Origin of the sequence: Curtobacterium sp. MCSS17_016, from assembly GCF_003234255.2 — a bacterium.
GTDB classification, from domain to species: domain Bacteria; phylum Actinomycetota; class Actinomycetes; order Actinomycetales; family Microbacteriaceae; genus Curtobacterium; species Curtobacterium flaccumfaciens.
In genome coordinates this window covers 3,514,246-3,535,491 of sequence record NZ_CP126254.1, presented here as the reverse complement: position 1 = coordinate 3,535,491, position 21,246 = coordinate 3,514,246, and the positions used below count along the sequence as shown (strand labels likewise).

Genomic DNA, 21,246 nt, shown 5'->3' with positions numbered 1-21,246 from the left:
GAGCGCGTCCCGTGACCACGTGTCACGGTGTCGGGACCTGCACCGACACGAGCTCACCGTTTCCGAGGTGCACGATCGCGGAACCGACCTGCACGCGCTCGACGATGCTGCTCCGCGGCAGGCGCATGCCGAGCAGGTCACCCTCGGTGATCGCCTGGGGGCTCAACAGCGCTCCCGAGCGGTTGCGCTTCATGTCGACCTGCCAGCCGGTGAACCCCACACCGAACTCGGCGGTCAATCCGGCTGCGACGATCGCCTGACCGTTGTCGGCCGCACGCTTGACGAACCCCTGCAGCCAGCTCTTCGCCGGGGCGTCCTTGACGAGCTCGGCGTCGTCGATCACCAGGACGCGTCGACCGGGCTGCCCGTCGAACAGGGATGCGAGGTCGTCCTCGGTCAGATCGACACCCTCGTGCACCGCCAGGACGCCCGGTTCCGCGGCCAGCGCACGGAGCGGGGACTGCCGCGGGGTCACGAGCACGACCTCGCCACCCTCGCGCAGGACCGAACGGGTCATCGAGAGCAGGACGGCGCTGCGTCCGGACTTCGCGGGTCCACCGACGACGAACGAACCGGCCGCGGCCAGGTCAGGCCCAATCGCGGTGAGGTCGTCACCGCCGATGCCGACCAGACCGAACAGGCCGGCGTCGTCATCGCGCATCTCCCATGCACGCTCGAACGGCACCGGGCCGGACAGCTGGTCGACGCGGAAGGGACGTCGGCTGCGTTCGACGGCCCGGTCGCGTTCCGTCGCGAAGGTAGCGAGGGCCGTGATGGCGGCGGCCTGCGACTGCCCGGTGCCGGCTGCGGCGAGCAGCGCGATCTGTGTCTCCGTCGCGGACTCGGAGGCGAACGCGCGTCCGTCGGGGACCTGCTCCGGGAGCTTCCGCGGGTTGAGTGACGCCAGCCCGTAGTCGCCCCGGTCCGACAGCCGGAGGACGAGCTTGTCCTCCACCAGGGTGGCCATCCGACTCGAGAGCAGCTGTCGGTCTCCGGTGACGACCAGGTGGATCCCGACGCTGGCACCTTCGCGCAGCAGTGTCATCACCTGGTCGGTCGGAGCGCCGTGGTCGAGCTCGCCGAGTGAGCCGACGAAGCCCTCCCAGCGGTCGAGCATGAAGACGATGTGCGGCAGACGTTCCGCCGGCACGACGGCCGCGGCTCGCTGCTCGACGATGCTGGCGAAACCGCCGTCAGCCAGCACCTGCTGGCGCCGGGCGAGTTCCTGGGTCAGCTTGGTCAGCAGCCGCTGGGCTCGTTCGGTCTGGACGCGCTGGACGACGGCACCGGCGTGCGGGAGCGCCTGGATCGGCAGCAGCGCGCCGTTGCCGCAGTCGAGCGCGTACACGTGGACGTCGGCCGCCGAGGTGTTCCGGGCGATGGCTGCCGCGAGGGTCCGGAGCACCTGGGACCGGCCGCTCCGCGGGGCTCCGACGACGTAGAGGTGCCCGTCGGAATCGAGGTCGAGGCTGCGTACCCGCTGCGCCTGCTCGCCGGGGAAGTCCTGGAGCGCGAACGGCAGCGGCCCCACCCGGGCATCCGTGGCGGTGCTGTCGTCGAGTTCCCACGCGCGGTCGTTCAGGTCGGTGAAGAGCAGCGTCTCCGGCAGGGCATCGAGCCAGGGGCGGTAGGGAGCCGGACCGTCGAGTTCCGCTGCGGCCTCGGTGACAGCACCGACGAGCTCCTGCAGGTCGGTTCGCTCGTCGGTGTGCTGCACCTCGGACTTCGGCGGTGCGGGCGGTGCAGTGCCGAGCGCCGACCACGAGACGGCAGCGGCCCAGACCTGCTTGCGCTGGGTCGACTGTCCGGGGCGACGGCCACCGACGCGGCCCGACTGGAACGGCAGCAGGGCCCCGGCACCCAGACGGATGTAACCGCGGCCGGGGGTGCTCTTCTGGATCTGGGCCGCATCGCCGGCGTCGATCACGTCGGTGCTCTCGCTCGAGTCGGTGACCCGGAGCGCGATCCGCAGGTTCGTGTTCGCGCGGATGTCGTTCGAGACGACACCGGTCGGACGCTGCGTGGCGAGGATCAGGTGGATGCCGAGGGATCGACCGCGCTGGGCGATGTTCACCAGGCCGGTGACGAAGTCGGGCAGCTCCCGCACCAGGCTCGCGAACTCGTCGATGACGATGAGCAGCCGTGGCATCGGCGGCAGCGGTTCACCACGACCGAGGCGGTCGAGGTAGTCCTCGATGTCCTTCGCTGCCGCATCGGCCAACAGGTGCTCGCGACGACGGAGTTCGGCACCCAGGGACTCGAGCGCTCGCTCCACCAGGTGCGTGTCGAGGTCGGTCACCATGCCGACGGTGTGCGGCAGCGGCGCGAAGTCGCGGAATGCAGCCCCACCCTTGTAGTCGATGAGGACGAAGTTCATGCCCTCTGGAGTGTTGGTCGCCGCGAGCGACGCGACGATCGTCTGCAGGAGCTCGGACTTGCCCGAACCCGTCGTGCCGGCGACCAGGCCGTGGGGGCCGTCCTTCCGCAGGTCGAACGCGAACGGACCGTCCAGGCTCTCGCCCACGACGACCTCGGTCGTGCGGGGCCGCACCGACCACTTCCCGGTGATCGCACGGGCCGTCGGCGGTTCGAGCAGCATGACGTCCAGCAACCGCGACGACGTGGGCAGTCCGCCGGCGTCGCTCTCGTCGTCGGCGTCGACCATCGGCGCCACCGCTCGGGCGACCGTCTCGAACCAGCCGTCCGGGATCCGGTCGGGCCGCACGTCGGTGACCGTCGCCTGGCGCTGCGCGGCGACCCGGATGCGTTCCGGCCCGACGGTGACGACGACGGAGCACTCCTCGGGCAGCAGCCGTGCCTCTTCCTCGATGCAGATCGCCCGGACGCCGACCGCCGGCCCTTCCTTGAGGATGCGGATCAGACCGGGCAGTGCTCGGAGCCGCCGGGCACCGTCGAGCACGACGACGATGTCCGGACCGGGGATCCCGCGCATGTTGGACTCACGCATGGCCCGCTGTCGCGCATCGATCAGCTGACCGACCTCGGCCACCCGGGCACCGAGCGTCTCGGCGTCGTTGCCGATCGCGATCACGGCGTCCTGCCCGAAGCCCGGCCGGGCCTGCGGGATCCACCGCAACCACGCCCACTCATCGGCCGACCGGGCGTCCGTCAGCACGACGAACTGCGTGTCACGCGGACTCTGGAGCACCGCGAGCTGCGCCACGAACCACGACGTCAGGTGCCGCGTGTGCTCGTCTCGGCCCGCGACGCCCACGACGCCCTGCACGCCGAGGTCGACGATCACCGGCACGTCCTCGGCCAGCTTGTCGACCGCGCGACGGTGCTCGAGCGCCGACGGGTCCTCGAGCACGACGCCGGACGGGACGTCAGCGGTCCCGACGCGGAGCGTCAGGTAGTCAGGATCGGTCCGGCGGCGCTCCCACAGGCGAGCGCGACGCCGCAACGCGACGTCGAGCACGGTTGCGGGGTCTGGTGCGCTCGTCCGCAGCTCGCGCTGGTACCGGACCACCGCCTCCAGGGCGTCCGCCTCGACCGCCTTCCTGGTCTCTTCGTACTCGGCAACGCGCTGCTTGTGGGTCTTCTTGCCGTTCCGGCGGTCCCACCAGGCGTTGCCGAACATGATGATCGGTGACATCAGACCGAACGCGAGGTACGCGACGTTGTGGAAGATCGAGATCATCACGGCGGCCATGCCGAGCGGCGCGAGCGCCGCGATGATCGGGATGGACCGACGTGACTGCTGCGCCGGCACGGCCGGCAGCTTGAACACGGACGGGTGGTCCTCGGGCAGGAGCCGCGGCGGCCGGGTGTAGTCGAGCGAGCCGCCACCGGCGGTCAGGGTGATCGCCGCTCGGTCGGCGTCCGGCACGGCGACCGACAGCAGGGTGTCGCCGATCGTGACGATGCTGCCCGGCTCGACCGGGGTCTCGTCGTCGACCTCGGTGCGGTCCACCAGCACCGTGGAGCCTTCGGTCGGCGTGATCGTGAACCGACGGTTGAGGTCGAGCCGCAGGATCGCGGCGTACTCCGGTGCACTCCGGTCCGGCAGGGGCACCGTCGCGTCGGGCGCCGAACCGACGTGGGCGATGCCCGCATCGAGCACCACCACGGTGCCGGCACCCGGTCCGCCGACGATCCGCACGCTCGGCAGGTCGCCCGGCAGGGGCAGCACCGGTGCCGGTGCCCCGAACGTCAGCCGAGCGCCCTCGAGCAGCACACCGTCACCGATGCGTGCGTGCGGGGTGGTCGGGACGGAGTCGACCGAGACGTCGACGATCGACGCAGCCCCTTGCCCGAGCCGCTTGGCGACGACCTCGACGATCTCGCCGAGCAGGGTGTCCTCGTCGCACTCCACCACGAAGTCGGCGGAGGCGCTCGACGGAAGGTGGCTCGCGGTGAACGTCAGGCGCACGGGAGGCGCCCCGCACCGGAGTTCGTGGTCGTCGTGGTCGCAACGCGGTGGTCGGACGAGGCCCCCCGCAGCGTCGTGCTGCCGCTCATGGCCTGATTCTCGCAGGTTCCCCGGTCCGGCAGGTCGTGTTGCGTCCGGCTTGTGGATGGGCGCTCGGCCTGGAGGTGCGGTGTGGGGGAGCGGGTCGGTTCACCTCGACGCGGGCTCAGTGCAGCCCCCATCGGTCACGTCGCGCCGTAAATGCGTCGGACACGAACGGCCAGGTCATGCGCTGCACGTGCGCGGGCGGTGCGCCGCCGCCAGCGGGCGTCGTCATCGTCCGCCCCTCGATGGACGGGATGCCTTCAGGTGACGACTCCCGATGACGACGCCGACGACCAACGCGAATGCCCACACGACGTACCGGATGAGCCACGCGGTCGGTCCGTCCCAGGGACCCGTGTCGTACTTGCCGCCTGGGAGGAGGGAGACGCCGACACCGATGGCCAGCACGATCACCGTGTCGCGGGCGAATGCGGCCCAGCGGCGTCCGGGTGTGCGGGGGAGTCGTCGTGTCATCGCTTCCTTCGCGGGTCGTGGTCGTGGTCGTGGTAGTTGTCGTGGTCGTTCTCACTCGGCATCTGGAGTGAGCACCAGCCCGAGGGCGAACTGGTCGACCAAGGGCGCAGCGAACGACTCGTCAGCCCGCTTCGGGATGAACGTGGTCAGGACGGCGGTCAGCGGATCGGGCAGCTGTCCGATGGGCTGCACCCATCGGATCGTCGTCGACGGAACCGCGCGGCGCAGGAGTGAGCGAGCCGGTGTCTCCGTCCGGTCGAGGATCCTCGTGGCGGGACCGAGTGCCGTCGTGACGGTGGACACATCGGCATCGGCTGTCCGTTCGGCGAGCGGGAGGAGTGCGTCGTCGACCGCCTGGGCTGCAGCATCGAGTCCTGGGAAGTACTGGATGACCGTGTAGGCGAGTATCTCGATGGTCGGGGCGTCGGTCGTCAGGACGAAGAAGTCGTGGGCATCGACGTCGTTCCGCAATCGTGCCAGTTCGGTCATCGCCGACTCGAGCGATCCTGCGACACGCTTCGGCACAGGCCGGTGGATGTGGCTGATCACGTTCGCTGTTGCGGCGCGCCCGGCGGTGGCCGGGTCGCCCTCGATGAACCTCGTCCAGGCGTTGAAGTAATCGAATTCGAGTCCCATCAGGAGGTCTCCCTTCTCGGCTGTCCGGTCAATTCCTGCACCCCGTTGCGAGCCAGCGCCCGATGCTCGTCACTCCACGACGGGACTGGATGGCACGGCGACGGTACAGCGACCAGTGCAACGCCACACTCGCGAAGGCGAGCGCTTCCGCGTAGCAGGCGGTCCCCGGGTCTCCGACCGCGAGAAGACCGACTGCCACGGCGGAGAGGAGGACGAACCAGCCGACAACAGACCCGAAGGTCCGAGAAGGCCGGAAACCTCGAGGTGGCGGTTCGACAGGGGGCAGTCGTCCGCCGAGCTCGGTGCCGATGACCGCGAGCAGGATCACGACGGACGCGGAACCGAACGAGAGGGCGATCCCCCATGTCAGCGGCCCTCCGATCTTCGCGAAGACCGAGACCATCAGTTGCAGGATCGTCGCACCGCCCACGGCGATGAGCGGGACGACCCCGAGCGAGGTCCACACGATGAGTGATGTGCCAGGAACGGCGGCACCGCGGTGCGGGTCGAAGCGCACGTCCGCAGAACTGCGTCGGTCGCTGCCTGCATCTCGGATCACCGAGAGCTCTCGGAGCAGTTCGTCGATGTCGGACTCGGGCCAGAACGCGAACGGCAGCTCGGCGCGGACGACGTCCGTCCCGTCGATCAGTACCGCGCGAGCCTGCTTCCCGCGGACCGTGCGCGCACGAACGACAGCCGACGCGGATGAGGTCGCTTGCGGTGTGGACAGCAGGACGGATCGGCCGCGTCCGTCGTCGATGACGACCATTCCGCTCGCGACTGAGATGCCGGCTCGCTCTCGGAACCACCCGGGCCCGGATCTCGGACGAACCACCGTGGTCCCGATCCGCAGTCGCGTTCGACGTCGTCCTCGGACACTGAGCACGACGTTCACCAGAGCGGCTGCTGAGACGGCCGCACTCAGCCAACCCAGCACCGCGACGCTGCCGCCCCACCCTCGGCCGAGCAGCGCGAACGCGATGGGGACGGGAACGAGCGCGATCGCCTGCAGGAGCGCGACCACGAAGGTGCGCCGTCGGGCGCGGCGTGCTGCGGTGTCCGGAAGCGGGACGTGGACGACGGCGCTCGCTGTCTGGAAGCCCGTCATCGCGTCCGGATCGAACGCGATCTCGAGACCGAGTCGGTCGGCGAGGTCGTCGAACCCGCTTGATGACACTGCTTGGCGAGGCGTCGCCGGAGCGGCAGGCTCGATCCACCACACGTCCAGTGGGAACACGTTGGTGCTGTCGTCGCTGATCAGGACAACCGCCCCGACGGCGGTGACGACGCCGATCTCCCGTGGCAATGCCGTGGCGGGAGCCCATGCCGCGCGGCGGATGCCGGAGCAGAGCGTCTCGATGCGGCCGTCCGATCGGACCGAGAAGACCGTGCCATCGACGACGGTCAGACCGATGAACTGGTCACGCGCCGCTGCCCGATCACTGACGACCGCGCTGCGGACGACGAGTTCAGGGAGATCAGTGGACAACGTCGATGCCGTTCGCCACCAGATCGACGTGACGGGCGACCCAATCGGCATAGACCAGTTGTGTTGTGTTCGAGTGCACGCACAACATCATGTCCGCGGGGAGGACCCACGACCAATTGAGACTCTCGCTCACGATGGTGGCATTCGGTTCGTCGCGGCTCGGCGCTGTGATGGCGGCTCGTTGTCGAAGTCGAAGCGCTCGGCCGAGCGTCGTGTCGCGCATCGCCTCGTCGCTCTCGATCGGATCGTCGTAGCGCGCGGCTCGACGGACGACACCCGGCGCAGCACCTCCGAGGGGTCGGAGCGTGAGCGCGATCCAGGACGCGATCGAATCGTCGACTTCGTCGAGGAGAGCCCATGCGGCATCTGCTCCCCGCGCAGCCAGCAGCTGGCCGAGCTCGGAAAGGTCCTCGCGATCCGTCGTGGCGAAGCCCTCGCTGGTCTGGACGCGGTTCGACACGATCCCGAGCGGGGCCATCACGGTGGTGACAGGGACCTCCAGCTGCGTCGTCATCGTGTCCACCCGAACCCTGCCATGAGCACGTCGAAGTGCCCGACACGTGCTTCGACGTCCGTAGGGCCGGGAGCCGTCAGCGAAACGAGGACGAAGGTCCCCTGCTCACCCGGGATGGGAGCGAGGTAATCGACCGTTGTCGTTGACACCTCGACGTCGGCGTTGTCTGCGACGAATCGGTTCAACGCCTCCAGCGAGCGCTGGGACGGCGCGGAGAGGAGACCGATCCCGGTGGCAGGGGGCCCTGCGGCGCGGAGTGCTGCTCCGGCAGTCTCGCTGACTTCCTTCCGAGCACGGATCATCTTGCCCGCGGGGAAGTCGACGACCCGCGCGTCACCCGAGTCGCTGAGCGCCTCTGCGAAGACCTCGAGCGGCAGGGCGCCGACGGTCGCGCCGAAGTGCGCCACGGAGACCGAGAAGCTCATCGGCAGCCGGACACCGCTGACCTCGCCCTCGAAGGAGTACATGTCGACCGCTCCTGCGTCGGCGGCGGCGCCGAAGGACTGGCGAAGGTCGTCTCTGAGCCGACGTCTGGCGATGGCACCGTCCGAGTCTCCGAAGCGCCCGCGCGGGATCGTCCGCTCAACCATCTGGTCGACGACGTGGTCGAGGTCGCCGGAGAGACGGGTCCGGATCCACCCTTCCGGGAGTTGCAGGCGGTAGCCGGTCACAGAGAGCCGACCTGCACCGACGTCGCGTTCTTCCAGTAGTTGCCGGAGAGGAGGTCGCCGAGGTCGTCAGCAGCGTCGACGACGCCGTCGTAGATGCCCTTCGCCCCGAGTACCGAGGCGGTCACGGCTGGGAGCAGGATCTTCGGCAGCATCTCCTGAGCGATCGGCCCTCCGCTCGCAAGCCGGCTGATGAGCACCGGCGCGATCGCACCGTTGGTCAGCGTGTTGTCGAAGAACTTGACCCAGGCCTTGTCGCCGACCGCTGCCGCGCTCGCTCGCAGTTCGGTGTACTTGGCAGAGAAGACGGGTCCCTCCGGGATGCCGGCCGCTCGCGCGCTGTTCGCAGCTCCGCGTGCGCCGGACTGCAGGGTCGACCGTGTCAAGGCCGGTAGCGCGGACGCAGCAGTCTTCGCGGCTCCGAGGCCTACAGCGGACGCCGCGACGCCGACGGCCGCCCACGCCACATCCGATGCTGTGGCGTCTCCGGCGGCGGCCTGCGCTGCAGTGATACCGAACGTCAGACTCGCCACGACGAGACCAGCGACGGCGAACGCGATGAGGTTGACGCCCGGGATCGCGAAGGCGACGATGACCGCGGCCACCACGAGGACGAGGGCGACCACGTTCAGGATGCTCTTGATCGCCTCGAGCACCCCCTTGGCATCGTGGATCGCCTGCTTCACGTGGTCGAACCAGCCGTCCTTCATCCCGTCGTCCGCACCGTCCCGGATACGGCTCGCAACACGGTCGGAGAGGTCCCCGTACTCGCCTGCCAGCCCGGACGGGCCAGCGATCCGGTGGATGATCGCCTTCGCCGCGTCGATGTCGCCCTGCGCCGCACTCAGCGCGCGGTCCTGCGCGTCGACCTGGTCCTGGTGCTCCGGCGTGTCCGGCGCGGCGGTCAGGGTCTGGCCGGCGGCGGCTCGGTGCGCGTCCTGAGCCTCTTGCGCACGGGCGAGGGCAGCATCGGCTTCCTGCTGGATGCCCTCGAGCCCGTTCGCCCAGTCGTCTAGCGCCGCGGCGAGCTGGGTGTAGCGCCCCTTCGCCTTCTCGATGGCGCCAGCGAGATCACCGGCCGAGTCGCGGAACTTGGTACCCGACTCGCTCTCCCAACCGTCGCCGTCCTTGAGGGAATTGAGGCGGTTGACCTGCTCGGTGATCGCCCGTTCGATCGAACGAGCGCCCGATGCGGACTGGCGGATCTCCATGGGATCGCCGGGCACCGGGTCGATCGGCAGGTCGACGGCGCTCCAGTCGGTGGGACGCGCCATCAGCTGTCCTTCCCGAGGATCTTGTTGGCGAGTTCGACCTCGGTCTGCGTGAAACCGTCGTGTGCGCTCTCAGCCATCTCGGCGACCGCCTTGATCGACTCCTGGAGTCGCCCCCGGCGGATGTCCCAGTTGCTGGCGAACTCGTCGATCGCACTGACGATGGTCGACGAGCCGACCCCGGACTTGTAGTCAGCAGCAGTCGAGGCGACGTGTTCGAAGTCGCCGTGCAGCCTCGAGAGATCAGCTGCCAGGCCGCCGATCATGTCGAGATCGAGTTTGAGTGTGCCGCCCACGGTCCCCCCGTTGGTCAAGTCGTCGTTCGAAGTGTGTGCTGCCGGAGCAGCGAGAGCGGTGGCCGACGCCCGAGGACGCCGGCCACCACCGTTGCGAGCCGGTCTCAGCCGATGCTGGACGCGAGCTGCTCGTCGGTCGACTCGAGCGTGTTCGCCGCGCTCTCGAGGAACCCGGCCATCCCGTCGATGGCCTGGATCGTCTGCGTCGCGCCGGAGTTGAACTCCGAGTACGTCGAGTCGAAGGCCTTCGAGGACTTGTCGGTGACGTAGCCCGACGAGACGAGGTTGTCGATCTGGCTCTTGAGCTGGCTCAGCTGGTCTTCGATGGCCTTCTGGCCGTTGCGAAGCTGCGAAGCCTGGTTGCGAAGATCGTCGTAGGTGACGTTGACATTGGCCATGGCGCATGCCCTCCCGATGCGTATGTGAAGTACCGGGAGCCCCCCGGCGCGTTTCGACCATACTTGATCTCGTTGCATCTCGCACCACTTCTGAACAATCACCAGAACGAGGGGTACACGGTGGCTCGACGCCGGAAGGACGACGACACTCCGAAGCGCCCGGCGGTCACGCGTGCCGACGTCGAGCGCGACCGGCAGGCCGGGTACCTGTCCCGCGCCTGGGTGCTCCCAGCGGCTCCGGTGTCGGACGACGAGCCAGACGCCGTCGTCCGGACCGAGCAGCCACTGCCCACGATCGGCGTCGTGCCGCGACTCGTACTCGAGGTGGCTCCGGGCAACGTCGTGCCGCTCGATCAGCCGGTCGTCGTGGGACGGCGCGTCCCGACCGCGCCGGGGCGACGAGCCGTCCTGCTCGACGACCCGGGGAAGTCGGTGTCACGCGAGCACGCCGCGATGCGGCCGACCGGGGACGGCGGCCTGGTGGTCGAGGACCTCGGATCGTCGAACGGCACGGTGGTCGTCCGCGCGTCCGGTGCGCAGGAACCCAGCGTGGGCGGCGCACAGGTCATCGCCCGGCCCGGTGACGTCGTGATGGTGGGGGACTACGCCGTGCGGGTACTCGCAGGCTGACCAGCACCAGCACCAGCACCAGCACCAGCACCGGCCGTCGCGTACCGCGCCGCGGTCCGCCGCATCGCCCGCAGCAGCAGCGGCCCCGGCAGCCGCAGCAGGGCCCCCGGCACGAGCGCCCGCACCCCGGCCACCACCCGCACCGTGCGCCGGAAGCGCCGTTCCTCCCGCGGCCCCCACGCGAAGCCGTACGCCGTGCGCACCCGTTCCGGCAGCATCCCCACGGTCACGATGCGGACGAGGGGCATCGCCGCCCGCACCCACAGCGGCGCGAACCGCGGGTGCAGCAGGTCACGGACGACCCCACGGGCGTCGTCGGTGACCTCGAGCCCCTCCAGCATCCGCTGCCAGTACCGGTCGAACGCCGCCACCGAGGTCGGCCAACGCTCCGGCGGCACCCGCAGCGCGGTCGCGATCGGGGCGTAGGCGGCGAGGACCTGCTCGGCTCGGCCCGGGGAGACGCGTGTGCCGAACAGGTCGTGCGCCCGGCGGGCGGAGTCGAACAGGGTCGCGGCCACCCAGAGCTGCCGGTCGACGTCGTCGGCGCCGGCGACGGGCCGGTGCGCACGGTTGACGAAGCCCGCTGCGGTCGCCGAGTCGGTGTCGGTGCCGATGACGACGGCGTAGACGAACATCAGGGTGTGGGCGAGCCGCTGCTGGGGTCGCCGGGCGAAGTCCGAGTGCCGCCGGACACCGGCCGCGACGACCGGGTCGGCGATCTGCAGCAGGATGGCGCGGCCGCCCGCGGCCACGGGGGTGCTGTCGGCGAGGAACCGACGCAGGTGACGGTCGTGCGCGCGACCAGCAGGCGGACGGGAGGCACGGTGCGGGTCGTGCGTCGCGCCTCCAGGCCGTGGGGTGGTCACGCTGTACCGCGTCGGCGTCGCGCCCGCAGGACGGGCCGCAGGTCCACGGCGATCGCCGCCAGGAGCGCGACGGCGCCGACGACCAGGGCGACCAGTGCGTACGAGGACTCGACGGGCGCATCACCGGTCAGGGCGAGGAGCGTCGCGACGAGCCAGATCGCGGGGAGTGGCCAGAGGCGGGTCGGTGATCCGGTGACGACCGCACCGACGACGCCGACGACGAGGAGCGGGACCCAGCGGCCACCGGGCTCCGAGCGGGCGGCGAGGTGTGCCGAGGCGGCGACCAGCAGCATCGCCGCGACCGCCAGGAGCCGCGCTGCCGAGGGCATGCTGCGGATGCTGGAGCGGACTCGTCGGAACACGGCCCGATGCTACCGAGCCGTGTTCCGGGGGAGCCTGATCAGGTCAGCGCTCAGAGCGGCTTCGTGCCGAGGTCGTTGCCGAGGTCGGCGCGGTCCTCGTCCTGCTCGTTCTCGTGCTCCCACAGGTCGGGCGAGCCCTCGCGCGGGGACCCGCCGGTCGGACCGTCGTCGGAGCCGTCACCGGGCTGCGGCTCCACCGTCTCGCCGGCGACCGCGTCGTTCGTCACCGTCTCGAGGGACTCCTCGGCCTCGTCCACCTCGTACGGGCCGACGTGCTCGCGGTCGATGTCGTCGTCGCGACGCTGCTGGGACTCGAAGTCGTCGACGGGGCTGATGCCGGGGTCGCTCATGGTGTGGTTCCTTTCCGTTGCGGGCTTCCTGCCTACCCGCCGGCGCTTGGCGGCCGTCCGGTTTCGTGTCGTGTTCACCCGGGCGTCACCTTCCGGTCACACCGCCACGGCAGCATCGCCGATGCTCGGGGGAGTGGAGCGCGGTCGCCGACGGGTGGTCGAGCGACCGCGCCTTCCCCGCCCGGGCCGGCCGGGCCGGGCGGGCCCGTGCGCCGGCCGCCGGTGCGCTTCGTCCGTGCCGCTGTCAGACGCGTTCGAGCAGGTCGCGTTGCTCGACGTCGGCGAGTGCGAGGGTGCGGTAGCCGGCGGACTCGAAGAACACCGTGATGCGGTCCTCTTCCGTGCTCATCACCACGCCCGTGCCCCACTCGGCGTGCTCGACGCGCGCATCCGGCGGCCACGCTTCGTCGTTCGCACCGTCGGCGACGTGGGCGGAGGCCTCGCGTGCCGTGCTGGACGAGCAGGTGTCGCAGTTCCCGCACGGCTCCGGCAGCTCGTCGCCGAAGTAGCCGAGCAGGAACTGCCGGCGGCACCCGGTCGTCTCGGCGAGCTGGCGCATCATCGCGATGCGGGACTCCTCGACCCGTTCCCGTTCGGCGGCACGGTCGGCTGTCGCACGTGCCGCACGGTCGGCGTCCTGCGGGCCGTCCGGCACCCGGGAGACACCGTCCACGTCGTCGCGCAGGGCGCCGGCGTCGAGCAGGGCGTTGAGTGCTCGACCGGCGGTGCGGGCCGACAGGCCGGCGGCTTCCACCAGCGCGGAGCGGGCGATCGAGCCGGTCGTCGGGACGGCGTCGAACACGGCCCGGACCGAGGCGGGCCGCGGCGAGCCGGACGCGAAGAACGTGCGCAGGCCGAAGTCCTCGGCGCGGTAGTGCAGGGTGGCGCCGGCCGGTTCGGCATCCCGCCCGGCCCGCCCGATCTCCTGGTAGTAGGCGTCGATCGACTCGGGGACGTCGGCGTGCACGACGAACCGGACGTCGGGCTTGTCGATGCCCATGCCGAAGGCACTCGTCGCGACCACCACGTCGACGTCGCCGTCCAGGAACCCGGTGTGCACGGCCTCGCGCTCCGCCACCCGCATGCCGGCGTGGTACGGCTGCGCGCGGCGACCGCGGGCGGCGAGCGCGTCGGCGTACTCCGTGGTCGCGGCGCGGGTGGCGACGTAGACGACCGTGGGTCCGTCGAGCTCGGCGACCTGGTCGACCACGGCCTGGCGCTTCTCGGCGTCCTCGGCGTGCCGGACCACCTCGAGCCGGATACCGGGACGGTCGAACCCCGAGGCGAGCACGAACGGGTCGCGCATGCCGAGCCGGTCGACGATGTCGTCCCGCACCGGAGCGGAGCCCGTCGCGGTCAGGGCGAGCACCGGTGGGCGGCCCAGGCGCTCCGCGACCTCGCCGAGCGCCAGGTAGTCGGGTCGGAAGTCATGACCCCACGACGAGATGCAGTGCGCCTCGTCGACGGCGACCAGTGCGACCCCGGCGTCGCGGAGGCGCTCGAGCACGTCGTCCTTCACCAGCTGCTCGGGGGCCAGGAACACGTAGCCGACCTCGCCCGCGGCGACGGCGTCCCACGCATCGGCGACGTCCCGTGCCTTCTTCGTGGCGTTCAGGGCGACGGCTCGGGGTGCGTCGGGATGGTGCTCGAGCCCGACCACCTGGTCCTCCTGCAGCGCCACCAGCGGGGAGACGACCACGACGACGCCCTCCAGCCCGAGGCCGGCGACCTGGTAGATCGCGGACTTCCCCGAACCGGTGGGCATGACGGCCAGGGCGTCGCGGTGTTCGAGCACCGCGTCGATGACGGACTCCTGGTCGGGGCGGAGCTTCCAGCCGAAGACCTCGGTGGCGCGGGTACGGAGTTCGGGTTGCACCGATCCACAGTGCCGAGCGCCAGCTTGGGGCCGGTCCCAGCGGTGCGCGCAGCGGCTCATGCGCGTCGGAGCGGACCCGGGCCTGGCATCCGTGCACCGGCCGTCCACCGAGCAGCGCTAGGCTGCGTGGCGGCCGTTGTCTCGACATCGAGCGACCCTCGATGTGGAGTGCGCGACCGGGAAACCGATGCCGATCGCACGAACCGTGCGGGAAGAAGAACAGCGTGGATCTTTTCGAGTATCAGGCCAGGGACCTCTTCGAGTCCTACGGCGTCCCCGTGTTGCAGGGGATCATCGCCGACACCCCCGAGCAGGCGAAGGCGGCGGCCGAGAAGATCGGCGGCGTCGTGGTCGTCAAGGCGCAGGTGAAGGTCGGCGGTCGCGGCAAGGCCGGCGGCGTGAAGGTCGCGAAGACCCCGGACGAGGCGTTCGAGCACGCGCAGGCCATCCTCGGCCTCGACATCAAGGGCCACACCGTCCAGCGCGTCATGGTCGCCCAGGGTGCCGACATCGCCGAGGAGTTCTACTTCTCCGTGCTGCTCGACCGGGCCAACCGCTCCTACCTCTCGCTCACCAGCGTCGAGGGCGGCATGGAGATCGAGCAGCTCGCCGTCGAGAAGCCCGAGGCACTCGCCCGGGTCGAGGTCGACCCGCTGACGGGCATCGACAAGGCCGCGGCGCTCGAGATCGCCGCGCAGGCGAACTTCCCATCGGAGCTGCAGGACGCCGTCGCCGACGTCTTCGTCAAGCTCTACGACGTCTACAAGGGCGAGGACGCGACCCTCGTTGAGGTGAACCCCCTCGTCCGCACCGGCGACGGCCAGATCCTGGCACTCGACGGCAAGGTCTCGCTCGACGAGAACGCCGACTTCCGCCACGAGGGCCACAAGGACCTCGAGGACACCGCCAGCGAGGACCCGCTCGAGGCCAAGGCGAAGGCCCACGGCCTGAACTACGTCAAGCTCGACGGCCAGGTCGGCGTCATCGGCAACGGCGCGGGGCTCGTCATGTCGACACTCGACGTCGTCGCCTACGCCGGTGAGCGCCACGGCGGCGTGAAGCCCGCCAACTTCCTCGACATCGGCGGCGGCGCCTCGGCCGAGGTCATGGCCAACGGCCTCGACGTCATCCTCGGCGACCCGCAGGTGAAGAGCGTCTTCGTGAACGTCTTCGGCGGCATCACCGCCTGTGACGCCGTCGCGAACGGCATCGTCGCCGCGCTCGGCATCCTCGGCGACGCGGCCACCAAGCCGCTCGTCGTGCGCCTCGACGGCAACAACGTGGAAGAGGGTCGCCGGATCCTGGCGGAGGCAGCGCACCCGCTCGTCACCGTCGCCGCGACCATGGACGATGCGGCCGAGAAGGCCGCCGAACTCGCCGCCGCAGCGGCCTGAAGGGACTGACCATGTCGATCTTCCTCAACAAGGACTCCAAGGTCATCGTCCAGGGCATCACCGGTGGCGAGGGCACGAAGCACACCGCCCTGATGCTCAAGGCCGGCACGAACGTCGTCGGCGGCGTGAACGCCCGCAAGGCCGGCACCACCGTCACCCACGGCGACGTGTCGCTGCCGGTCTTCGGCTCGGTGCGCGAGGCCATCGACACCACCGGTGCCGACGTCTCGATCGTCTTCGTCCCGCCGGCGTTCGCGAAGGACGCGGTCATGGAAGCCATCGACGCCGAGATCCCGCTCGTCGTCGTCATCACCGAGGGCATCCCCGTCCAGGACTCGGCCGAGTTCTGGGCGCACGCCAAGGCGAAGGGCGGCACGACCCGGATCATCGGGCCGAACTGCCCCGGCATCATCACCCCGGGGGAGTCCCTCGTCGGCATCACCCCGGCGACGATCACCGGCAAGGGCCCGATCGGGCTCGTCTCGAAGTCCGGCACCCTGACCTACCAGATGATGTACGAGCTCCGCGACCTGGGCTTCTCGACCGCCATCGGCATCGGCGGCGACCCGGTCATCGGCACCACGCACATCGACGCGCTCGCCGCGTTCGAGGCCGACCCCGAGACCGAGGCCATCGTGATGATCGGTGAGATCGGTGGCGACGCCGAAGAGCGTGCGGCCGAGTTCATCAAGGCGCACGTCACGAAGCCGGTCGTCGGCTACGTCGCGGGCTTCACCGCTCCCGAGGGCAAGACGATGGGCCACGCCGGCGCGATCGTGTCCGGTTCGGCCGGGACCGCCGAGGCGAAGAAGCAGGCGCTCGAGGCCGCCGGCGTCAAGGTCGGCAAGACACCGTCCGAGACCGCCGCGCTGCTGCGCGAGGTCGTCGCCGCTCGCTAGCGGCCAGCCCGTTCCGCAAAACACCGGTGTTCGTCGGTTGAACCGCGTCCTGCGCGCGTTCGTCCTGCGAACACCGGTGTTTTGCGTCGGCAGCCGCGCGGCTCCGGGGCGGCCGCGCGAGGGGCACGTATCCTCGCTGCGATGAACCGCCTGGGAACCGCTCTGCTCGCCGCGATCGAGGCGGTCGTGACGGTCGGCGTCGGCATCGGGATCGCCCTCGTGCCCCTGACGCTGCTCTGGGGGTTCGAGTACGGTCTGCAGGTCGACTGGGACGTGTTCTGGAAGGCCACCGGCAGCGTCTGGCTCGTCGGGCACGGCGTCGACGTCTCGTTCCTGCTCGGGTCCGCACTCGCCAAGAGCACCGGGGTCAGCGGCGCAGTCGACCCCATCCACGTGACCCTGGCAGCCCTCGGGTTCGCGGTCGTGACGGCCTGGCTCGGCGCACGCGCCGGGCGTCGGTTCGCGGAGACCGAACACCGCACCACCGGGCTGCTGGTCGGGACCGCAGTCGTCGCGCTCCTCGGTCTGGCCGTCGCACTGTCGTCGACCTCGGCTGCCACCCGCCCCACGCTCTGGCAGGCCGTGGTGCTGCCGGCGCTCTGGTTCGGGATCCCCGCACTCGCCGCCTCCGAGGTCTGTCGTCGTCGGCGTGACCTGCCCGCCGATGCCGGCACCCAGCGGGTCATCGACCTGGTCGACCGCATCCCCGCCGTCTGGCGGACCGTGACCGGGTTCGGCCTGCGCGCCGGGACCGCCGCGACCGCCGTGGTCGTCGGGGTTGCCGCGGTGCTGGTCGGCCTGCTCCTCTTCACCTCGTTCGCCGAGGTCATCACCCTGTACGAGCAGTCGCACGCCGGGGTCATCGGCGGCGTCGCACTCACCGTCGGGCAGCTCGCGTTCCTGCCGGACTTCGTCGGGTGGGCCACCTCGTGGCTGATCGGCCCCGGGTTCGCGATCGGCACCGGGTCGAGCGTGTCCCCGATCGCCACGACCCTGGGCCCGATCCCCGGCCTGCCGGTCTTCGGCGCGCTGCCGACCTCTGGTCACACCTTCGGGCTCGTCTGGATCCTCGTGCCGGTCATCGCCGGGTTCGCGATCGGCGGCTCGATGCGGCCGCGGTTGGTGCGGGCCCTGGGCGCCGCCGACTCCGCGCTGCACCGTGCGCTCGGCGGTGTCGTCGCGGGACTCGTGGCCGGGGTGCTCACGGGGCTCATCGCCTGGGTGTCGTCCGGTTCGTTCGGCCCCGGCCGCCTGGCCGACGTCGGTCCGCACGCCCTCGCGGTCGGCGGGTTCGCCGCACTCGAGATCGGCCTGCCGGCGATCATCGCGCTCGCCGCGGGCAGTGACCTGGTCCGGCTGCCGGACCGCGGATGGACGCGGGAGCGCTGGACCGAGGCCGACGAACCCGACGATGCCCACGACACGGCGCGCGCCGGGGTCGACGTCGGTGCGGGTTCCCTGCTCGCCGCGCTCGACCAGGCCGGTGCCGGGCGCACCACCGATGTACACCGCTTCGTGGTCGAGGAGTCCCACGACGGGTCGACCGCTGCACGGCCCCGTGCGACGACCGAACACGTGACCGAGCCGGTCAGCAGCGAGCCCGCCTCCGCACCCGCACGGCCCGCCTCCGCGCCCGCACGACCCGCCTCCGCACCCGCGTTCGTCGCACCGCGTGCCGGCGACACCGACCACGACGTCGAGCTCCCCGACTGGGCGAAGACCGATGCGGTGGCCGCCGACCGCCTGGCCGCTGAGCCCGAACCGGAGCGCCGCGGTGCCGGACGAGCAGCCCTGGGTGGCCTCCGCGACCGCCTGGCCGGTGCGGCCGAAGGGGTCCGGGGACGAGCCGGTGCACTCCGCGACCGCGTGACCGGCTCCGACGCCGAGCCGGAGCAGCCCAGCCCCGAGCGGCCCGCAGCCCCCGCAGCCGCGTCCACACCCGCACCCACCCCGGTGCCGACCGACGCCCAGCCGGCGTTCCCGTGGAGCACCGAGGAGTTCGTGGCCGGCCGCGACGACGTCGACGAGACGGCCGAGGCGGACCGCGTGGACGTCGCGCCCGACACCCGAGCGCCCGCCTCGAAGCCGGCGGAGCCGTCCCGCCCGGCGAAGTGGGACGTCACCGACCAGATCCCCGAGGACGAGCTGCCCTGGTGGCGGCAGCCGAAGGACGACCGGTAACAGCGCCCGTCGCGTGCGTGCCTGCCGGTAGGGTTGGTGCCGTGCTCGAACTGGTCGTCCTGATCTCCGGTACCGGGTCGAACCTCCGAGCCCTGCTCGAAGCGACCTTCGACGCCGAGTACCCCGCCCGTGTCGTCGCCATCGGTGCCGACCGTGACGCCGAGGGTCTCGGCCTGGGCGAGGAGTTCTCGATCCCGACCTTCACGGTGCCGTTCACCCGCTACGACTCCCGCGCCGAGTGGGGCCAGGCCCTGGCGGAGCAGATCCGCCCGTGGTCGCCCGACCTGCTGGTGCTCTCCGGCCTGATGCGCCTGCTGCCCCCGGCCGTGGTGTCCGAGTTCGCCCCGGGGATCATCAACACCCACCCGGCGTACCTGCCCGAGTTCCCCGGCGCCCACGGCGTGCGGGACGCCCTGGCCGCCGGGGTCACCGAGACCGGTGCGAGCGTCATCGCGGTCGACGACGGCGTCGACACGGGGCCGATCCTCGCGCAGGAGCGCATCCCGGTGCTGCCGGGCGACACCGAGTCGACGCTGCACGACCGCATCAAGCCGGTCGAGCGCCGCCTGCTCATCCAGACCATCCTCGACATCGCCAACGGCACCACCGACCTGAAGGGCACCCCGAGCGCATGAGCGTGCACGCAGCCGACCCCAGCCTCTACCGCGACCGTGACGTGGTCCCGGTCCGCCGTGCACTCGTCTCGGTGAGCGACAAGTCCGGCCTGCTCGAACTCGCCGGCGCACTGGCCGACTCCGGGGTCGAGATCGTGTCGACCGGCTCCACCGCGCAGACCATCCGTGACGCGGGCTACGCCGTCACCGACGTCGCGAGCGTCACCGGGTTCCCCGAGTCCCTCGACGGTCGCGTGAAGACGCTGCACCCGTCGGTGCACGCCGGCCTGCTCGCCGACCTCCGGCTCGAGTCGCACGAGCAGCAGCTCGCCGACCTCGACATCGCGCCGTTCGAGCTCGTCGTCGTGAACCTCTACCCGTTCGTCGAGACCGTGGCGTCGGGTGCCGACACCGCGACCGTGGTCGAGAACGTCGACATCGGCGGCCCCGCGATGGTCCGTGCCTCGGCGAAGAACCACCCGAACGTGGCGATCGTCGTCTCCCCGGCGTCCTACCCCGAGGTCGTCGAGGCCGTCCGTGCCGGCGGCACCACGCTCGAGCTCCGGAAGCGCCTCGCCGCCCAGGCCTTCGCGCACACCGCCGCCTACGACACCGCAGTGGCGTCCTACTTCGCGAGCGACGTCGTCACCGCCGCCGCGGCCCCGACGACCGCGGGCGACATCCGGACCCCCGGTGCGTTCGACGAGCACCTGGCGGTCGAGGCCGAGCTGTCGGCGACCCTGCGCTACGGCGAGAACGCGCACCAGGCCGCGGCGCTCTACACGACGTCGGACGGCACCGGCATCGCACAGGCGACGCAGTTGCACGGCAAGGAGATGTCGTACAACAACTACGTCGACGCCGACGCAGCGGTCCGTGCGGCGTTCGACTTCGACGAGCCCGCCGTCGCGATCATCAAGCACGCCAACCCGTGCGGCATCGCGATCGCCCCGGCCGACGCCGCCGACCCGATCGCCTCGGCCCACGCCGCCGCGCACGCCTGCGACCCGCTCTCGGCGTTCGGTGGGGTCATCGCCGCGAACCGCCCGGTCACCGTCGCCATGGCCGAGACCGTCAAGGACATCTTCACCGAGGTCGTCGTCGCCCCCGGGTTCGACCCCGAGGCGCTCGAGATCCTGTCGCGCAAGAAGAACATCCGCCTGCTCACGCTGCCGGCCGACTTCGCGCTCGCCGACCGCGAGGTCAAGCAGATCTCCGGCGGCTTCCTGGTGCAGGACGCCGACCGCTTCACGGGCTTCGACCAGGCCACCTGGACCCTCGTCGCCGGCGAGCCCGCCGACGAGCAGACCCTCGCCGACCTGGCCTTCGCGTGGCGTGCGAGCCGTTCGGTGAAGTCGAACGCCATCCTGCTGGCGAACCAGGGCGCGAGCGTCGGTGTCGGCATGGGCCAGGTCAACCGGGTCGACTCCTGCCACCTCGCGGTGAACCGCGCGGGTGACCGTGCGACCGGCAGCGTCGCGGCGTCGGACGCGTTCTTCCCGTTCGCCGACGGCCTGCAGGTGCTGCTCGACGCCGGTGTCCGTGCGGTGGCGCAGCCCGGTGGCAGCGTCCGCGACGACGAGGTCATCGCCGCGGCGAAGGCCGCCGGCGTCACGATGTACTTCACGAGCGAGCGCCACTTCTTCCACTGATGTGAACAATCGGTGGCGAACCATTGCGCGCCGTGAGTCACTGTGAATAGTCTGTAAGGCTCCGCGGCAGGCAGCCGACGATCCCTCGGGACCGGCGGCACCGCGGACACAACGGTGACGAAGACGACGACTGGAGTGACGATGGACAACATGACCGGAACCGTGGCGACGGCCGCCCGTGCAGGTCTCGTGTCCGTCG

The 21,246-nt window shown here is 70.9% G+C and carries 19 protein-coding genes; 6 read left to right on the top strand and 13 right to left on the bottom strand.

Going from position 1 to position 21,246, the window contains the following annotated elements; all coding sequences use genetic code 11:
• Positions 1-22: 22 nt before the first annotated feature.
• The 9 genes from DEJ19_RS16590 to DEJ19_RS16550 form a co-directional block, all read right to left on the bottom strand.
• Entirely contained in the window at positions 23-4,393 is a 4,371-nt protein-coding gene (locus DEJ19_RS16590; RefSeq protein ID WP_111232671.1) for a type VII secretion EssC family protein, read from the bottom strand.
• A 312-nt stretch (positions 4,394-4,705) separates the two neighbouring features.
• Positions 4,706-4,951, bottom strand: a complete 246-nt coding sequence (locus DEJ19_RS16585) for a hypothetical protein (RefSeq protein ID WP_181441471.1) — start codon at positions 4,949-4,951, stop codon at positions 4,706-4,708.
• Positions 4,952-5,002: 51 nt separating this feature from the next.
• Positions 5,003-5,587, bottom strand: a complete 585-nt coding sequence (locus DEJ19_RS16580; RefSeq protein WP_111099537.1) for a hypothetical protein — start codon at positions 5,585-5,587, stop codon at positions 5,003-5,005.
• A 28-nt stretch (positions 5,588-5,615) separates the two neighbouring features.
• Positions 5,616-7,076: a hypothetical protein gene (locus tag DEJ19_RS16575; RefSeq protein WP_111099536.1), complete on the bottom strand. Its 1,461-nt coding sequence runs from the start codon at positions 7,074-7,076 to the stop codon at positions 5,616-5,618.
• The gene (locus DEJ19_RS16570; RefSeq protein WP_111232672.1) at positions 7,066-7,590 is read right to left on the bottom strand and encodes a hypothetical protein; all 525 of its coding nucleotides are present in this window, start codon (positions 7,588-7,590) and stop codon (positions 7,066-7,068) included. Before DEJ19_RS16570 ends, DEJ19_RS16575 begins: the two co-directional genes overlap by 11 nt.
• On the bottom strand, positions 7,587-8,261 hold the full coding sequence (locus DEJ19_RS16565; protein ID WP_111099534.1) for a hypothetical protein: 675 nt from the start codon (positions 8,259-8,261) through the stop codon (positions 7,587-7,589). The genes DEJ19_RS16570 and DEJ19_RS16565 overlap by 4 nt, the downstream gene beginning before the upstream one ends.
• A complete protein-coding gene (locus tag DEJ19_RS16560) occupies positions 8,258-9,532 on the bottom strand; it encodes a hypothetical protein (RefSeq protein ID WP_111099533.1) in 1,275 nt (424 codons plus the stop codon). The genes DEJ19_RS16565 and DEJ19_RS16560 overlap by 4 nt, the downstream gene beginning before the upstream one ends.
• Positions 9,532-9,825 carry a DUF6317 family protein gene (locus DEJ19_RS16555; RefSeq protein WP_111089240.1) on the bottom strand — a complete coding sequence of 98 codons (294 nt, stop codon included), beginning with the start codon at positions 9,823-9,825 and terminating at the stop codon, positions 9,532-9,534. Before DEJ19_RS16555 ends, DEJ19_RS16560 begins: the two co-directional genes overlap by 1 nt.
• Positions 9,826-9,929: 104 nt before the next feature.
• The gene (locus DEJ19_RS16550; protein WP_111089241.1) at positions 9,930-10,223 is read right to left on the bottom strand and encodes a WXG100 family type VII secretion target; all 294 of its coding nucleotides are present in this window, start codon (positions 10,221-10,223) and stop codon (positions 9,930-9,932) included.
• A 120-nt stretch (positions 10,224-10,343) separates the two neighbouring features.
• Here DEJ19_RS16550 and DEJ19_RS16545 point away from each other — a divergent pair, with 120 nt between their 5' ends.
• On the top strand, positions 10,344-10,853 hold the full coding sequence (locus DEJ19_RS16545; protein WP_181437885.1) for an FHA domain-containing protein: 510 nt from the start codon (positions 10,344-10,346) through the stop codon (positions 10,851-10,853).
• Here DEJ19_RS16545 and DEJ19_RS16540 read toward each other — a convergent pair.
• From DEJ19_RS16540 to DEJ19_RS16525, 4 genes are all read right to left on the bottom strand, one after another.
• Positions 10,826-11,719 (bottom strand): oxygenase MpaB family protein, encoded by an 894-nt coding sequence (locus tag DEJ19_RS16540; protein ID WP_111232673.1) that lies wholly within the window; start codon positions 11,717-11,719, stop codon positions 10,826-10,828. The genes DEJ19_RS16545 and DEJ19_RS16540 overlap by 28 nt on opposite strands.
• Positions 11,716-12,081 (bottom strand): hypothetical protein, encoded by a 366-nt coding sequence (locus tag DEJ19_RS16535; protein WP_146250619.1) that lies wholly within the window; start codon positions 12,079-12,081, stop codon positions 11,716-11,718. The genes DEJ19_RS16540 and DEJ19_RS16535 overlap by 4 nt, the downstream gene beginning before the upstream one ends.
• Positions 12,082-12,131: 50 nt before the next feature.
• Positions 12,132-12,431: a hypothetical protein gene (locus DEJ19_RS16530; protein WP_035809242.1), complete on the bottom strand. Its 300-nt coding sequence runs from the start codon at positions 12,429-12,431 to the stop codon at positions 12,132-12,134.
• Between the two features lie 244 nt (positions 12,432-12,675).
• Positions 12,676-14,307 (bottom strand): RecQ family ATP-dependent DNA helicase, encoded by a 1,632-nt coding sequence (locus DEJ19_RS16525; protein ID WP_111232675.1) that lies wholly within the window; start codon positions 14,305-14,307, stop codon positions 12,676-12,678.
• 224 nt (positions 14,308-14,531) lie between these two features.
• On the opposite strand from DEJ19_RS16525, the gene sucC reads away from it, so the two are divergent.
• From sucC to purH, 5 genes are all read left to right on the top strand, one after another.
• Complete coding sequence (gene sucC / locus DEJ19_RS16520; protein WP_110863167.1) at positions 14,532-15,701, top strand: ADP-forming succinate--CoA ligase subunit beta; 1,170 nt, start codon at positions 14,532-14,534, stop codon at positions 15,699-15,701.
• A gap of 11 nt (positions 15,702-15,712) precedes the next feature.
• The gene (gene sucD, locus DEJ19_RS16515) at positions 15,713-16,600 is read left to right on the top strand and encodes a succinate--CoA ligase subunit alpha (RefSeq protein ID WP_071404667.1); all 888 of its coding nucleotides are present in this window, start codon (positions 15,713-15,715) and stop codon (positions 16,598-16,600) included.
• Between the two features lie 141 nt (positions 16,601-16,741).
• Complete coding sequence (locus DEJ19_RS16510) at positions 16,742-18,781, top strand: cell division protein PerM (protein WP_111232676.1); 2,040 nt, start codon at positions 16,742-16,744, stop codon at positions 18,779-18,781.
• Between the two features lie 41 nt (positions 18,782-18,822).
• Positions 18,823-19,416: a phosphoribosylglycinamide formyltransferase gene (gene purN, locus DEJ19_RS16505; protein WP_071404669.1), complete on the top strand. Its 594-nt coding sequence runs from the start codon at positions 18,823-18,825 to the stop codon at positions 19,414-19,416.
• Positions 19,413-21,047: a bifunctional phosphoribosylaminoimidazolecarboxamide formyltransferase/IMP cyclohydrolase gene (gene purH, locus DEJ19_RS16500; protein WP_110863164.1), complete on the top strand. Its 1,635-nt coding sequence runs from the start codon at positions 19,413-19,415 to the stop codon at positions 21,045-21,047. Before purN ends, purH begins: the two co-directional genes overlap by 4 nt.
• Positions 21,048-21,246: the final 199 nt, after the last annotated feature.

Excerpts from the sequence above, each read along its gene's own strand:
- DEJ19_RS16585 (WP_181441471.1), bottom strand. The coding sequence starts at position 4,951 with ATGACACGACGACTCCCCCGCACACCCGGACGCCGCTGGGCCGCATTC.
- DEJ19_RS16580 (WP_111099537.1), bottom strand. The coding sequence starts at position 5,587 with ATGGGACTCGAATTCGATTACTTCAACGCCTGGACGAGGTTCATCGAG.
- DEJ19_RS16570 (WP_111232672.1), bottom strand. The coding sequence starts at position 7,590 with ATGACGACGCAGCTGGAGGTCCCTGTCACCACCGTGATGGCCCCGCTC.
- DEJ19_RS16560 (WP_111099533.1), bottom strand. The coding sequence starts at position 9,532 with ATGGCGCGTCCCACCGACTGGAGCGCCGTCGACCTGCCGATCGACCCG.
- DEJ19_RS16550 (WP_111089241.1), bottom strand. The coding sequence starts at position 10,223 with ATGGCCAATGTCAACGTCACCTACGACGATCTTCGCAACCAGGCTTCG.
- DEJ19_RS16530 (WP_035809242.1), bottom strand. The coding sequence starts at position 12,431 with ATGAGCGACCCCGGCATCAGCCCCGTCGACGACTTCGAGTCCCAGCAG.
- sucD (WP_071404667.1), top strand. The coding sequence starts at position 15,713 with ATGTCGATCTTCCTCAACAAGGACTCCAAGGTCATCGTCCAGGGCATC.
- DEJ19_RS16510 (WP_111232676.1), top strand. The coding sequence starts at position 16,742 with ATGAACCGCCTGGGAACCGCTCTGCTCGCCGCGATCGAGGCGGTCGTG.
- purH (WP_110863164.1), top strand. The coding sequence starts at position 19,413 with ATGAGCGTGCACGCAGCCGACCCCAGCCTCTACCGCGACCGTGACGTG.